This window comes from Paenibacillus sp. FSL H8-0261, assembly GCF_045040645.1.
In the GTDB taxonomy this organism is placed as follows: domain Bacteria; phylum Bacillota; class Bacilli; order Paenibacillales; family Paenibacillaceae; genus Paenibacillus_AQ.
Map to the genome: position 1 here is coordinate 5364313 of NZ_CP150297.1, position 15136 is coordinate 5379448.

The 15136-nt window shown below is 43.4% G+C and carries 15 protein-coding genes and 1 pseudogene; 2 read left to right on the forward strand and 14 right to left on the reverse strand.

The annotated features are described in order from the left end of the window. Positions 1–48 precede the first annotated feature (48 nt). Together MHI27_RS23905 and MHI27_RS23910 are read right to left on the reverse strand one after the other, a co-directional pair. Positions 49–609, reverse strand: a complete 561-nt coding sequence (locus tag MHI27_RS23905; protein WP_076284794.1) for an ECF-type riboflavin transporter substrate-binding protein — start codon at positions 607–609, stop codon at positions 49–51. 158 nt (positions 610–767) lie between these two features. After that, a complete protein-coding gene (locus MHI27_RS23910) occupies positions 768–2996 on the reverse strand; it encodes a hypothetical protein (RefSeq protein WP_341059759.1) in 2229 nt (742 codons plus the stop codon). Positions 2997–3208: 212 nt separating this feature from the next. On the opposite strand from MHI27_RS23910, the pseudogene MHI27_RS23915 reads away from it, so the two are divergent. Together MHI27_RS23915 and MHI27_RS23920 are read left to right on the forward strand one after the other, a co-directional pair. Beyond that, positions 3209–3942, forward strand: a pseudogene (locus MHI27_RS23915) (AzlC family ABC transporter permease). Next, entirely contained in the window at positions 3933–4259 is a 327-nt protein-coding gene (locus MHI27_RS23920) for an AzlD domain-containing protein (protein WP_341059756.1), read from the forward strand. The pseudogene MHI27_RS23915 and the gene MHI27_RS23920 overlap by 10 nt, the downstream one beginning before the upstream one ends. Before the next feature lie 245 nt (positions 4260–4504). Here the strand turns inward: MHI27_RS23920 and MHI27_RS23925 are convergent, their stop codons facing one another. From MHI27_RS23925 to MHI27_RS23980, 12 genes are all read right to left on the reverse strand, one after another. Continuing rightward, entirely contained in the window at positions 4505–4804 is a 300-nt protein-coding gene (locus tag MHI27_RS23925; protein WP_405174841.1) for a hypothetical protein, read from the reverse strand. Between the two features lie 297 nt (positions 4805–5101). Next, a complete protein-coding gene (gene mtaB, locus MHI27_RS23930; protein ID WP_405174842.1) occupies positions 5102–6445 on the reverse strand; it encodes a tRNA (N(6)-L-threonylcarbamoyladenosine(37)-C(2))-methylthiotransferase MtaB in 1344 nt (447 codons plus the stop codon). 3 nt (positions 6446–6448) lie between these two features. Then, entirely contained in the window at positions 6449–7213 is a 765-nt protein-coding gene (locus MHI27_RS23935) for a 16S rRNA (uracil(1498)-N(3))-methyltransferase (RefSeq protein ID WP_076284799.1), read from the reverse strand. Between the two features lie 278 nt (positions 7214–7491). Next, positions 7492–8175, reverse strand: a complete 684-nt coding sequence (locus MHI27_RS23940; RefSeq protein WP_379424564.1) for a site-2 protease family protein — start codon at positions 8173–8175, stop codon at positions 7492–7494. A 2-nt stretch (positions 8176–8177) separates the two neighbouring features. Next, positions 8178–9233, reverse strand: coding sequence for a 50S ribosomal protein L11 methyltransferase (gene prmA, locus MHI27_RS23945; protein WP_076299675.1), 1056 nt, complete (start codon positions 9231–9233; stop codon positions 8178–8180). A 190-nt stretch (positions 9234–9423) separates the two neighbouring features. Further along, entirely contained in the window at positions 9424–10002 is a 579-nt protein-coding gene (locus MHI27_RS23950) for a DNA-3-methyladenine glycosylase I (RefSeq protein ID WP_042190988.1), read from the reverse strand. A gap of 136 nt (positions 10003–10138) precedes the next feature. Continuing rightward, complete coding sequence (locus MHI27_RS23955) at positions 10139–11815, reverse strand: DUF4179 domain-containing protein (RefSeq protein WP_405174843.1); 1677 nt, start codon at positions 11813–11815, stop codon at positions 10139–10141. Further along, on the reverse strand, positions 11775–12335 hold the full coding sequence (locus MHI27_RS23960; RefSeq protein WP_076299677.1) for an RNA polymerase sigma factor: 561 nt from the start codon (positions 12333–12335) through the stop codon (positions 11775–11777). The genes MHI27_RS23955 and MHI27_RS23960 overlap by 41 nt, the downstream gene beginning before the upstream one ends. A gap of 197 nt (positions 12336–12532) precedes the next feature. Further along, complete coding sequence (locus MHI27_RS23965) at positions 12533–13444, reverse strand: methyl-accepting chemotaxis protein (RefSeq protein WP_149647628.1); 912 nt, start codon at positions 13442–13444, stop codon at positions 12533–12535. Between the two features lie 520 nt (positions 13445–13964). Further along, positions 13965–14339 (reverse strand): hypothetical protein, encoded by a 375-nt coding sequence (locus tag MHI27_RS23970; RefSeq protein ID WP_076299679.1) that lies wholly within the window; start codon positions 14337–14339, stop codon positions 13965–13967. Between the two features lie 93 nt (positions 14340–14432). Continuing rightward, positions 14433–14612, reverse strand: coding sequence for a YfhD family protein (locus tag MHI27_RS23975; RefSeq protein ID WP_042130382.1), 180 nt, complete (start codon positions 14610–14612; stop codon positions 14433–14435). Positions 14613–14651: 39 nt separating this feature from the next. Then, positions 14652–15011, reverse strand: coding sequence for a hypothetical protein (locus MHI27_RS23980; RefSeq protein ID WP_042190997.1), 360 nt, complete (start codon positions 15009–15011; stop codon positions 14652–14654). Between the last annotated feature and the right edge of the window lie 125 nt (positions 15012–15136).

The window sequence follows — 15136 nt, forward strand, 5'->3', positions numbered from 1 at the left end:
AAAAAAGCCGGTGATCTCCACCGGCTTTTGGTTTGGATTATATTCTACTCAGGCTTCTCTGGTCAAGCTGCCTTGCTTCGTTCTTGTCTTTGCATATGCAATTGCGAGTAGTGAGCCAATCACTGCTACAGTGACTATATTGGATGCTCCGGCGATAAGTCCTTGTGTGAATACTTTATTCGCTGGTTCTGCATAGATTAGAATATCCAGTACAGGTGCTACTAAGAACCAGGCGATTGCGTTTGCTACAATCTGTGCCAGATTAAAACGAATCAGTTCCTTTCGTCCGAACACCCCGTCATGAATCCCAATTCTAGCCACAAGCAGACCAACAACGAGCCCAACAATTCCAGAAGCGATCACCCAACTGAACCAAGGGGAACCATAAAAAATCGCATCCTTCAGTGTATGTCCGATCAGGCCAATGAGTAATCCGGCAAACGGACCGTACAACAGTGCGAACAATGCCAGTAAAGCGTATGTAGTCTCAATGTTAGTGTTTGGAATTCCGGATGGAATCGAACCGAACCTGCCCAAAATAACGAATAAAGCAGAACCGATACCAATCGCAACAATCGTCTTAATCGATAACACCTTTTGTTTTGCCATATTTTCATCTCCCCCAACGCGTCTCTTTTATTTTATGTAATTATACATCGGAATAGTCGGAATTAATATAGATTAAAATAAAAAAATCTGCAAAGCAACATTAATGTTGGCTTTGCAGACCCAGACCACTTATAGAGTTATTATATGATTTGCTTTATCTATTTCACAGTAACGGTTACCGTCACTGTCTTGGTGCCAATCTTTCCTTTAATGGATGCCGTTCCTTTGCTCACAGCTACAATCTGGCCGCTAGCAGATACTCTAGCTACAGAAGGCTTAGAGCTAGTCCACGCCGCACTTCCAGTAACAATAGCTGTCTTCCCCGTATCATACTGCGCAATCACAACTGCATTCTGAACAGCTCCTGGAGCCATCTTCAGTCTATTCTCGTTGACAGTCAACTTCATTAGCTTAGGAACTACATTAATTTTGACACTAGCAGCGAGCCCTTGGTAAGAACCTGATAACGTCGCAGTTCCTTCTGTTATGGCTTTAACAGATGTACTTTTAACCGTGGCAACTGCTTCATTCGAGGACTCCCAATTCATGCTGCTGGAGATATTCCCCGTCTTACCATTAGAGTAGTAAGCCGTTACCTTTATGGATTTAGAACCTTTAATATTCAATTCAATCGCATTCGGTTCTACAACAATTTTAGTAACCTTTTGTTCAATAGTAACCGGGATACTAATAGTCTTATTAGCGTAGGTTCCCTTTAAAGTGGCAGAACCCTTCACCAGTCCTTTGATTACCTTGCCGGAAGAGGTTGTCTTGATAATTGCATTCGTACCGGTAATCTCCCATTCCATAGTACTTGTAGCATCGAGTTCATTCCCATTTTCCATCACAGCTTTGACTTCAGGAACAGCCTTCTCTTCACCAGTAACAATCACAACGTTTTCCTCTGGTCCGAGCAAAATATGAACCTTATCTTTAACTGTAACACTCACTACAACACTTTTTTCCCGGATAGCCGCTTTGGAGGAGGTAGGATTCTCTGATTTTATTTTGCCGACAATATTAACAGTACCAGCCTTTTCAGCAACGAGCTTGCCATCCTTGATGGTGGCGATCTCATCGTTGGCAGAAGTCCACTCGATTTCTTGACTGAGATCCAGCTTCGTTCCATCTAGCTTGGTTCCGTTGACCTTTGGCAAACTAACGGAATCCTCTGTGTACATGTCCAGTTCCTTTTTATCAGCTTCCAACTCAGTAATCGTAGGGTATACCGTCAATTTAAAGCTTTTACTAATCCCTCTGTACTCTGCTTTAATAACCGATGTTCCCACTGCTTTTGCGGTGATCGCTGCAGCATCAGTACCCGCAGTAACCGTCGCCGCGAGTTGGTTGTCCGAACTCCATACTGCACTACTGGATACATTCGGAGTGGAATTCGCAGCATCTCTAACTTCTGCTTTAACGTTCAAGCTCTCACCCATAAACAAGAATTGATCGCCTGATGGAGTAAGCAATAACGCCTCGTAAGGAGCACGTACATATACATCCACAGTTTGTGTAATCCCCAGATAAGATACTGTAATTACAGCTTTTCCTGCGGACAGTACTTTGATTTCTCCCTTGTCTACAGTAGCGACACTTGTATTAGAAGAAGACCATTCCGCTTTCTCTGAAATATCATTTGCGGTCGTCTTTGTAGTCTCTTTGGTAAACGCAGCTACTTTCACCGGATTATCGCCAACGAGCATTTCAATTTCCTTAATTACGATGCCCTTATCATTTTTAAGCTCAATTTCAGAATAAGGCAATTTGACTACAGCTTTAAAGGTTGCTGTTAGATCCTTGTATTTGGCAGTAATGGTTGAGGTACCTTCACCCGCCAGTGTGATTTTACCTTCTGCAATCGTCAATACGCTTGTATTGGAGCTGCTCCAAGTGGTATCAGCCGTTACATCCTTGGCAGAAGTCGCTGTTTCGCCACCAATCGCATTGGCTTTGACCAACAGTTTATCCTCTTCGTCACCCAATTTATAGTTCCCTTCGGAGCTATATTCGAGCTTCAATTCTTTGATCGGATGTGAAACCTCTACTTCTATAGTAGCGAGTGCATGATTATAAGTAGCTGTAATAATAGCCTTTCCGCTATCTATTGGAGTCAATAAGCCATTTACTACTTTTACAGCGTTAGTGTTAGAAGAATTCCATACCACTGCACCGGTCACATCTCTTTTGGAGGAGGACCCTTCCACATTCGCATATACCTTCAGTTGCTTTGGCGTTTGTCCAACCGTAAGCTGCACTTTGGCTGAGCTTTCAAACTCAATCGAGTTGATATCGCCGGCAGCTGCAAAGACACTTACCGGAAAAACCGCAGTAGCTAACAATATCATGATGAGGAGCATTTTCGTCATTTTCCTGTACACAGTCATTTGTTCTCTCCCTTAGGTTATAATGTCGTTTGGTGGTTTATCCCCACACTCTTTTACTTATATCGACAATTGTACACCAAGTGTTTACCCTATAACTCCATAAAGCCAAATTCAGGACTTTCAGACTAGATAATCAGGTGAAGGGTTGATCAATATATTAGGAAGTAAAATGATAGCTACTACATTCTTTTTTTTGAACCATGGGGGCTACGATGAGTATAGAGAACTTTCAACTAGAGACAATCCCTACTCCAAAAGAGGAGGATAGCTTTCTTAAAGGGGTAAAGATTGCATGCCTACACTACTCGGTTATTTGAGCATTGGACTTGCAGCAGGTGTTGTTCAAAAGACAGCCGGGCTAAGCATTGCTGAGATTGCCTTGATCAGTCTGATGCTTTATGCCGGTTCAGCACAGTTTATAGCTGCTGGAATGATAGCTGTAAGCAGCTCACCTGTTGCTATTATCGTTACGATATTTATCGTGAATCTTCGTCATATTTTGCTTAGTGCAGCTCTTTCACCTTATTTCCGGCATCTTACCCCACTGAGAAACATGCTGGTTGGAACCCTGCTGACAGATGAGACCTTTGGAGTTGCTATTAATCAAACAGTGAATAAGCAACAAATCAGTGAAAAATGGATGCATGGCCTTAATCTCACTGCCTATTTAAATTGGTTTATTGCGAATATAGCGGGAGCTTTTTTGGCACAGTGGATTTCTGATCCAGATCAATTCGGTCTACAGTTTGCTTTACCTGCCATGTTCATTGGCATCCTTGTTATTTCCATGATTGATCGTAATAAAATAAAACTTGATTTAGTTGTCTCAATCCTAGCAGTAATCATCGCTGTAGCTAGCTCCTTCGTATTCTCCGGTAGTGTGGGTGTCATTATTGCAACGGTCATTGCGTCAACAGTAGGGATGGTGCTTGAAAAATGGAAGTGAGATGGGATGTATTTTTGATTATTCTAGGGGCGGCTTTGGTAACCTTCATTCCAAGGGTGGTTCCATTAATGATTCTAAGCCGATTCGAATTGCCTGAATGGGGAATGCGCTGGTTAAATTATGTTCCTATCTCTGTTATGGCGGCACTAATAGGTCAGGAGATCCTCTTAAATGATGGAAAATTCTCGCCTATTGCTAATAACGTTGAGCTTTTTGCGGCAATCCCTACTTTTTGGATCGCTATTAAGACCCGGAGTTTGCTAGGAACTGTACTGGTTGGGATTGTTTCGATCATGATCCTGCGGATGTTTTTTTGATCATGCAGGGGACCCCAAAAGCAATGAGTTACCGTGGCTGCTGCTCCCCTCCGTCTCTTATCTGACCACTTCTTGGCGCTACTCGTAAGAATTCGTTATCAGGAATAGCTGCATTATTTCTGCGTAACAATCAAGATTCATCATGCCAGTTTCGTCCACAAAAGAGTTAAAAAGATGACATAGTACAAGTCATTTATAGTGATTGTAAGCGAGAGTTTCTCTTTCAGGCGCTCCGCACCACCTTCTCAGCGATATCTGGGGGATTTATACCCCTCTTTCTCACGTTTCACACCTTCCAGACGATATCTGGGGGATTTATACCCCTCTTTCTCACGTTTCACACCTTTCGAGCGATATCTGGGGGATTTATACCCCTCTTTTTCATCTTTCGCGCCTTTCGGGCGATATCTGGGGGATTTATACCCCTCTTTCTCACGTTTCACACCTTCCAGACGATATCTGGGGGATTTATACCCCTCTTTTTCATCTTTCGCGCCTTTCGGGCGATATCTGGGGGATTTATACCCCTCTTTCTCACGTTTCACGCCTTCCGGGCGATACGGGCGCAGTTTTGGGCTTCTTTACAAAATCACTGCTAATATATGTACCACTTTTCCAAGAATATTGTCCCTGGAGTCCGAAAGTATGCTCAAATGGCTAATAAGTATGCTGGTATCTCCATAGAAAACCGCAAGATTAGGAGAGAGCTATGCCTCTCCCATGTAGCAGCTATTTCTCTGCTATGCGGTTGCATTTCTCAGCTAACGCCAAACATACAAAGGAGCAATTCTCCATTAACGGGAGAATTGCTCCTTTGCTGTCTTTTAACTAACGTCTATTCCTTAACGAACAGCCAGCTTAAGACCGCTCTGACTAACCACGACCAATTCGCCTCGGCATTCGTTCACACCAGCTTCGGTGATCTTCACCTCACAAAGTTCTCCTTGAAGTGAATCCTCTCCATCAAAGAAGACCTGCAAATAGTTGTCGCTGAATCCATGCTGGATATTGCGGCCCGGAGCTCCTTTAGCGGATCTTTCCGGAATCACACTTAGCGTCTGTCCTACAAACTTACGGGCATATGCTAATTGCATTTCTTCGGATAGATCAATCAGCTCCTGCACGCGTACATTTTTGATCTCCTCATCGATCTGATTCTCCATCCGCGCTGCAGGAGTACCTGTCCGCTTGGAATACGGGAATACATGCATCTCCGAGTAATTTACAGCCTTCATGAAATCGTAACCGGCACGGAACATCTCATCAGTCTCACCCGGGAATCCAACGATAACGTCAGTGGTAATCCCGACATCTGGCATTGCCTGGCGGATCAATTGCATTTTGGCGTAATACTCTTCTGTCGTATATTTACGGCGCATCACTTTCAGCACATCATTATGACCGGCTTGTAACGGAATATGCAGATGACGGCACATTTTGGAGGAACGGTTCAGCACCTCAAGCAGCTTCTCATCAATCTGACTAGCTTCGATAGAACTGATACGCACCCGTTCCAGACCATCTACCTTATCTAGATCCCACAGTAAATCGGAAAGACGGTAATTATCAAGATCATTACCGTAACCTCCGGTATGAATACCCGTTAGTACAAACTCCTTATACCCTGCTTCTACCAATTGATGCGCTTGAGCTACGATGCTTTTTGGATCACGGCTGCGAGAAAGTCCACGCGACCATGGAATGATGCAGAAGGTGCAGAAGTTGTTACAACCATCCTGAATCTTCATAAAAGCACGCGTCCGATCCGCAAAGCCTGGCACATCCATCTCTTCGAACTCACGTGTCTTCATAATATTACGCACAGCATTGACCGGCTGACGTGAGGATTCAATATTCTTCACATGTGTCATGATCTGATCGCGGTCCTGGTTACCGATGACAAGGTCAACTCCAGGAATATCTAGAATCTCCCCAGGAGAGGTTTGTGCGTAGCAGCCTGTTACGGCTACGATGGCCTCTGGATTACGGCGCACGGCACGTCGGATCATTTGACGGCTTTTTTTGTCACCTGTGTTAGTTACTGTACAAGTATTAATCAGATATACATCGGCGGGACCCTCGAAATCAACCTGCTCGTAACCTTCATTTTTAAATAGCTGCCAAATGGCTTCGGTATCATAGAAATTCACTTTACAACCTAAAGTATAAAACGCTACGGATGGCATCTCTTAAGCTCCTCCCATTTCTCCAGATTCATATAATATACAAGCAGCGGCAACCATGCCCGCTGTCTCACAGCGCAGAATTCGCCGTCCTAGTCCTACGGTTACTGCCCCGGCTTCTTCTGCCTTGAGGCATTCCTCCGGAGTAAAACCTCCTTCAGGACCTACCACAACCATAACTTTCCCGCCAGACTGCGGCGAAAGCGATGCTAACCATGGAGCGACGCTGCTTCGAAGCTGTAAGCCTTCCTCTTTTTCATAACAAAAATAAACAGCATCATATTCACTAAAAGTCTGCAAAAGCTGTTTCCAGGACAACGGTGATCCTACAGACGGAACGATGTTCCGATGAGCCTGTTCGGCAGCTTCCTTACAAATTTTACGCCAGCGATCCAGTCGTTTGCTTTCTTTACGCTCGTCGTATTGCACTATTGTGCGTTCTGACAGAAAAGGAACAAAGCCTACAGCACCAATCTCTGTACACTTCTGAATTACAGTTTCCATCTTATCGGCTTTAGGCAAGCTCTGAGCGACTGTAATTTTAATTCGAGGTTCATGCGTCATCTCCAGGGACTCCAAAATGTTCACAGTGACTTCCCCAATTTCAATCTGCGCAATCTCTACTAATGCCTCACGGGAAACACCATCGCTAACAATAAGCTTGTCCCCTGCCTTACCACGCATCACTTTAGCGATATGACGGGCGTCTTCCCCATCAATTCTCACGGTATCCGCACCAAACTGCTCCGGTGTAACGAAATATCGCTGCATCTCATCATCATCCTGTTCATAAATTCAGTAACAAGTATAAACGCCTTCGGCGTCCTTATAAGGACGGTAAGCGTTTAATCGAAAAATATAAGTCATAAAGTATAGAGTGATACTTATACTTTCTTATATTTGAAGAAACGGCTTAGTCGCCCTTATAAGGACGTCACCCGTTTCTTCAAGAAATATAAGGTTCGGTCAGACGAAAATTAACGATCAAATTTTGATCAAATTACATAATACAATGTTTGACAAAGGTTGAACAGACTTCATCCCTTGCCTTAGCTGCCAAAAATTCTTAGAGACAACTGTACAAATGTTCTCGACATTTCACTAGCCCAGCCTGCGAGCGGATCTATTGTATACGTCCGTAGCCCAGGAATAAACAGAATCAATAAAAAGAGAAATACAGCCCATTGTTCAAATTGCTGTAATTTGCCGCGGATCGAACGTGGGGCGATATCTTCCACAATCCGATAGCCATCCAGTGGCGGCAGCGGAATAAGATTGAACAGAAACAGAAAGAAGTTCCATTGAATGAAGGTGCCAAAGAATAAGTATACAGCCTCGAGCATGCGATCATTCGAGATATTATCTAGAACTCCAGCTGCCGCAAGTGCACCGTAGATTATAGCACCAATAATTCCTAAGAGCAGGTTACTGATTGGTCCCGCAGCCGACACGATGACTCCCATGAGACGAGGACGACTAAAGTTATCGCGGTTTACCGGAACCGGACGTGCCCAACCGAAGCCAGCAACTAGCAGCAGCAAAATACCAAAGAAATCGAAATGAACAGCAGGATTAAGCGTCATGCGGCCAAGTAATCTTGCTGTTGGGTCACCGAACTTATTCGCGAAATATGCATGACTGAATTCATGTACTGTAAAAGCAATTAAAATTGTAATGAGCAGGAAAGGAAGCTGATCTAAATCTACTCGAATTATATTTTGTAATATATCCATCTTTACCTCTTTCCGGCTGTAAACGCCACCCAATCTTCCTCACGGGATATTTCAATAATCTCAAAACCAGACGCTTTCAGCGCGTTCGCTACAAGTCCTTCTTTATCTTTATATATACCTGAGGTAATGTAGAGGCCTCCAGGCTGAAGCGCGCGGTACACATCATCCGTAAACAATACGATGATTTCCGCCAAAATATTCGCAACTACAATTTGTACAGGCAATGTCACGCCAAGGCTGCCTTCTTGCTCTTGCTTAGCAGGAACGGCTCCTTCTAGTGAGTGACCAGGTCTAGCGGATGGCCACATCTCTCCAGCCGCTGTATCAGCTACGCCTTCCCCGCCCAGCAGCGATAGAAGATCGCTCTCTTTTACCGTTATGGATGATTCAAGCTTGTTAAGGGCTACATTCTCCCGTGCACTTTCCACAGCCACCGGATCTAAATCTAAGGCCAATACGGATTTTGCACCTAGCAGCATCGCACCTACAGCCAGAATTCCTGAACCGGTGCCGACATCGATAACTTCTTCACCGCCGCTAATATTCTTTTCAAGTGCACGGAGGCACAGAGCTGTTGTAGGGTGAGTCCCAGTACCAAATGCCATGCCAGGGTCGATCTCAATGATGGCTTCATCTGGACTCTCAGGCGTATATTCCTCCCAGGTTGGTTTAATGGTAAGACGTTTGGATACGCGTAGCGGTTTGAAATATTGCTTCCAAGCATGCGCCCATTCGTCTTCATCCACAGTCTTCCAAGAAATCAACGCTTTGCCTGGATCAATCCCGTACTCATGCAATTCGGCTACCCGTGGAGTCAATTCTTCTATAACAGCATCCATATCTGTGGAATCGGCATAATACCCTTTTATGACCGCTTCCCCTTCAGGAATATCATTCAAAGGTTGGTCGTACAATTCACCGTAACGTGTATCCCGTTCTTTATTCAGTGTGCCGGATTCCTCGATAGAAACCCCACCCGCACCAGCTTCATATAAAAAATTCGAAATCATTTCCTGTGCTTCTTCTGTTGTATGTATCGTCACTTCATGCCATAACATCTTTATGTAATCCTCCTAAAAGTTTTGTGAGCATTTGCTTCATTGGTTTACTTCGTGCAAAACTCGCTTCGAAAGCATAGGCTTAGTTTTGTGAGCATTTGCTTCATTGGTTTACCTCGTGCAAAACTCGCTTCGAAAGCATTCGCTTCATAGTATAACATTTCTTATTGGTGTAACGCCAAACTACAGCTCAACGACCTGCGACGTCCTCTTTACGCCTACAAAAGCAGTTGAGCGAATGATCATCCACCATCCCCGATGCCTGCATAAAAGCATAGCATATTGTAGTACCCACAAACTTCATGCCTTTCTTCTTTAATGCCTTACTCATCTCATCAGACTGAGCCGTCGAAGCAGGTACATCTGCACGAGTCTTCCAATGATTAATAGTTGGCACACCTCCGACAAAGCTCCAGAGATACTCTGCAAAGCTGCCATATTCCTCGCAAATTTGCAAATACACGCCCGCATTACGAATGATAGCATCAATTTTCAATCGATTTCTAATAATCCCTGGATCACTCATTAGCTCTGCCATTTTGGCTTCATCATAATGGACAATCTTATTCGGATCAAATCCGTCAAATACCTCTCTGAAACGCGCCCGTTTTTTTAGTACCGTGTACCAGCTCAGCCCTGCCTGCATCCCTTCCAGCATAAGCAATTCAAACAGCTTTTGGTCACCATACAGAGGCTTTCCCCACTCTTCATCATGATAGGCAATATATAGAGGATCATCATTGACCCAAGCACAGCGAGTGACTTCCATCATTTTTCCTCCCTTTAATTATTCATAGCTAAACCTTAACAACGTCTACTCACTGTATACGAAAAAAAGGGAAGAACACAAGGTTCATCCCCTAAAAAAGTTATTCTATTTCCTTTAATTATGCTTCTTCTAACTCTTATAACTGGATCTGCACTCTCGTTTCTTTATCAGGATCATCAGTTGTATAGTAGAACATATAGATAGTAGCTTCTGTACCTTTAAAATCCTTATACACATCAATGGCCTTGTTGTTTCCATCCCCCGCGAAATTGACGGTTAGCGGTTTACCTAGGATGCGCTCTTTACCCAACCCGATATGTGTCTGGTTAATTCCACCGAAGCGAGCATCTTCACTTCCAGTTTCTACATAAAGATCGGATCCCTGCATATAGTAGGTCCACTTCACCGGATACCCGTTGAGTTGCTGGATAATCGTCTGTTTCTTTTGAGAGATGTTCGTTAAAAGAAGCGGTATTTTGTCATCATTATTTTTGGTAATTTTATAGCTACCATGCTGAGTCACCTTATATTTAGCTACAAAGGTAATCGGAGTCTCTTTCGTAATTTCAAGGTCGACTGGCCGTTCGAAACGAAGCACTGTCAGCTCCGGCTCACCCTCTGGAGATCTCCATAAATTCCCCTCAAGCGTCTTGCCTGCTACTTCAAGAGCATACTTTTTATAAGGGAAGCCATTGTCTATATCCTTACTTCTAACTGTGACTCGAATTTGAGTAGGCGACACAACCATATTCTCCAGCGTGTAATCAGTCTCACCTGCCTCGAGCGGCAGATTTAGACTGGTTTTTATCGTCCCGCTCTCCATCTGCTTTTTACTTAATTGAAGATCGAATGAAAGTGGTCCATTAACATCTTTTTCTTTCTTCATATATTGCAGCTTATAAGTCGTTTGACCACCGGAAACATCCTCCGCCTTAAAGTATTGCTGCGCTGTATACTCCCCTTTTTCTCCTGGTGTACCGAAAGTACCTCCAGGCAGCGAATTTATGAGCGTTCCATTTTTGTAACCGACAATATTTGGATAGGCCCATTCTTTTGCTTCTGGCTGATCAAAAATGATCGCTGAAGAGAATAACATTTTCTCTTGACCTTGGGTAAATGGCTTCACCTCTATGCTGCGCATCCCCTCCTGTCCAATAGGGAAGCTCTGTGTCTCCGTCGAGTGAATATCCAGCGGCAAATCTAACGATTGTTCACTAAAAGCCTGAATATCATTTGTAACTAGCTGAACATTCACGGTGTCCTTCTCTGGTGTCCATTCACTTTCGAAATAACCGTTATAAATTCGGTTCTTTTCGTCCCAGTTCAGATAATTATACTCTCCAGAACTATTTCCCCCCTCAGTACCTTTCAGGGTCATCTCAGTCACACGCCAAGTTTCACTGTCCTGTCGTTGTCCAACATCCAATGTGAATAAGATGACCGTTCGATTCTCATCCACAATGGCGGTATGTAGCTTTAGCGTCACTCCGTCCTTTGTCACCGATTGATCCAGCTTTTGACCGAGGTTTTGTGCCAGTGCCGCCTGAATACCACCTTTTTCACGGAGCATTGTATCCCAATTATAATGAACTGCCGCATATACTGGCGCCGCCGCTAGAAGTAATGAAAACGATGAAACAAGTGCTATTTTGCTCCAGTTTCTCCCCTGTTTCTGGCTACCACTGCTCATCCGAGCGTGAAAAGATGTTGTATTTTTATGTTCAATTCTCTCCCACATGCTTTCAAAATCAGGATATGTTACACTTTGACCCTCATTTAACTGATGCTCCAGCATATTCTCCAACTTTTTCATAAGATTCGCCTTCTTTCCGTTCAATTTGAACCCCAGCCTCCAGCAAAATTCTCCGCAATACCTTTAGCCCTTTATGCAGCCTTGATTTGGTCGTCCCGAGCGGGATGGATAGCAGGTCTGATACTTCAGCCAAGCTGAAATCATGCATGTACCTAAGCGTAATCACCATCCGAAGTTTGACTGGGAGCTGGCTCAAATATTTCGCCCATTCCATTGTCGTCTCCCGCTGCTCAATCAATCGTTCTACAGGGATTTCAGGAGACTTCTTAAATAAATAAAGATTGTCTGAGATTTTTTGTTGTAAAGTACGCTTCCGTTTCAAATGATTCAGGCAATGGTTGACCGTTATTTTCATAATCCAAGCCTTCAAATGCTCTACGTTCTCACGATTCGTGTGAAATACGGTAATGAACACATCCTGCGTCAAGTCCTCCGCATCCGCGGCGTCATGCACCATATAGTAGCAGGTCCGATATACATCCTTGTTGTAGGCTTCGAATAATTCCCGGTTAGTCTCCAAATCTCGCGCCCTCCTTTCTTATCTGTGATATCTATATGACAACCAAGCTCTGGAAAAGGTTCGTTTTTCTGAGCATAAACTATAGATGCTAGTAATAACAGATGAAAGATAGCAATTATACTCGCAACACAAAAAGCCACTCCCCATAAATCTGAGAACTGGCTTTCCTTTATATTCACGCTAACAGCATACAGAAATTAAATGATATTCATAACCTCTCGTGCTTGTGTATCTAAATCCTGGGCTGAGGAAGAGATATTATTGAAATCATCTAAGGCTATTTGAATCTGCTGTTGACTAGCTTCTATATTTTCTTGCACCTGGTTTGTTCCTTTGGAGATCTTATTGATTTCCAGCGTAATGGCATCCACACTATCTTTCACTTGAATGATCGAATCCTGCACCATGGAAGATAGCTTCCTAACTTCTTTTGCAACCACGTCAAAACCACGCCCAAACTCCCCGGCATGTGCCGCTTCAATTGCTGCATTAAGCGCTAACAGTTGCGTTTGCGAAGCAATGTTACGAATAGTTTGTACAATTCCCTGAATCGATACCGCTTGTGTCTCCAGATTAGCTAGAGTCTGTGTATTTTCAATGGATACTTCGGCTATTTTATCGATACTCAGCAATAGTTCTTGACTACGTTCAATGCCTTTCTCGGCTCTATGATTTAAGCTGTCCGACATCTCTTGCATCCGCTGTACCACAACACTCATGTTATTTTGTCGATCCGTGATATTAGTCGCTATCTTAGATACGCCAATGACCTGTTCATTATTTTCATCAAAGACAGGCATATATGTAGCTTCCAGCCATACCGCATTTCCTTTTGCATCCATTCGTTCGATCTTATCCTGGACACTTTTCCCTGAAAAAAGATCCTGCCAGAACAGCTCATAGCCCGGGCTATTTACAAAGTGAGGAAAGCAAAACTCTTTATGATGCATCCCATACATCTCTTCTTTGTTATACCCCATCGAACTAGCAAAAACGTCATTCACATAAGCCACTCTTCGATCAAGATCAAACCTTATAATCGCTAAATTTTTTTCTAAAGATCGGACAACAAGCTCATCGGTAACTCCCTGAGAGTGTACCATTCCCATATAATAATTCCTCCTGGATATCTATAAGTTACTCGTCGCGTCATCATGAAGTATATCTGAACAATTATACGCTCTTATTGCGCAGAGAGAAATACATGATTCTTATTAAATTTATTAAAATTCGTTGTTAAAAAAGGCCAATGGCGAGCGAGTATTGCTCATTTCTAATAGATTGATCCCTGAAATACTTTTAAGTGATGATAATTAGGGAAAACCTCCCTATAAATACACAAATATCGAAGATTTATCTCTTTTTTAGGGAAATGCTCCCTATAATCTTATAAAATCAAGCCTTTTTCTAGTTTTAAGAGTTATTTGTGGGAGATTCTCCCTAAAAGCTCACATTTTTAGGCGCCTGGAGAAAAATACAGGGAGTTTTTCCGTATTTATTTTTAACCACAAAAACCCCAGCTGTAATTCCAGCCAGGGTTCGAAGCAAGTTCCTATTAATACTAATTTGTCTCTTGAAAATGCACATACCAAACGGTCCAGCAAACATAGCCCTTATATGTACAGTTCCTTATTTCTTGGATCCGTAATCTCCCATCTTGATTCCCCATACTGAATCCTTCTGATGGGCAGCAGCCTCCTTTAAACTTGGAAGTCTTGCATCCAGAGGACTATGTCTTTCCAAATACATCACAAACGCCTGGCGAACCCCAATCTCAGCATCCAGTTTATTAAGTTCGTTCGGGTGTTTCTCCATCTCGGCTAATTCTACTTCCCAACGGTATAAATCGCTTGCCTCAGATCGTTCCAGCCGAACTTTTTCAGTTAGCTCCCGCAGCTCACGGTAGGCCTGTTTTACTTTTGAAGAGTACAGTTGCTTCTGATTCATAAAAGTTAAGAATGCGATAAGCAGTGCTAAACCTATCCATAAAATAACGTTGTCCATATTCTCCCCCCTGCTTGGGCTATTCTCCTAATTATACACACCAGAACGCAAAAATACCCCACAATGTGAGGTATCTGCCTTAGCTTTTAGCATCTATTCTTTTTTCATAATTTCATGCAGCTGACGTTTGTCTGCTTCTAAAGCCCGGGCCTGGGCTTCGATATCCTCCAGATCTGCCTCCGCTGCTGAAAACTCTACGTCCTCTGCCTTCGCCTCGTACAGCATTTTCATCTTCTCGGTCTTTGAGAATATTTGCGAGTTCTCTCTATCCATAGTATCGATCATCTCCCTTCTTATTAAGAAAATTATTATTCAAATCATCCCGCCTGCTTCTTCAATTAAGCGTAATGCTTGATCATGAGACTCCGAATTCAAGATCACCGTAAGTAAAATATCTCTACCCGTCGGTCCTCCATCTCCGCCATGACTCATCCCACTGGCGCTGGTATCAGCAGCAGCTAGTATACCTGTGTGTGCACGCTCAGCAGTCATGGAGTCCATTCTGGCAACATTGCCTGTCACTGGGTTTACCCCTGAGCTAAAGCTCGTGCCTCCATATCTACTGAAGCGATCAACGGAAATTTCAATGGCCCGAAGTGCACGGAGCTTACGAGCAACACCCTCCGCTTCCTCAGGGCTTTTAAAATAAGCCAAAATAGATCTTTCCGACATCTTATCCCCGCTCTCGCTTGAAATTCAGATATCTGTTGCATTCCTTTATATTGTCTTCATTTCACTTCTTTTATGCCCTTTTTTTCTCATACTCCACTTATTTACTGGGAATTCGACATTTTCCT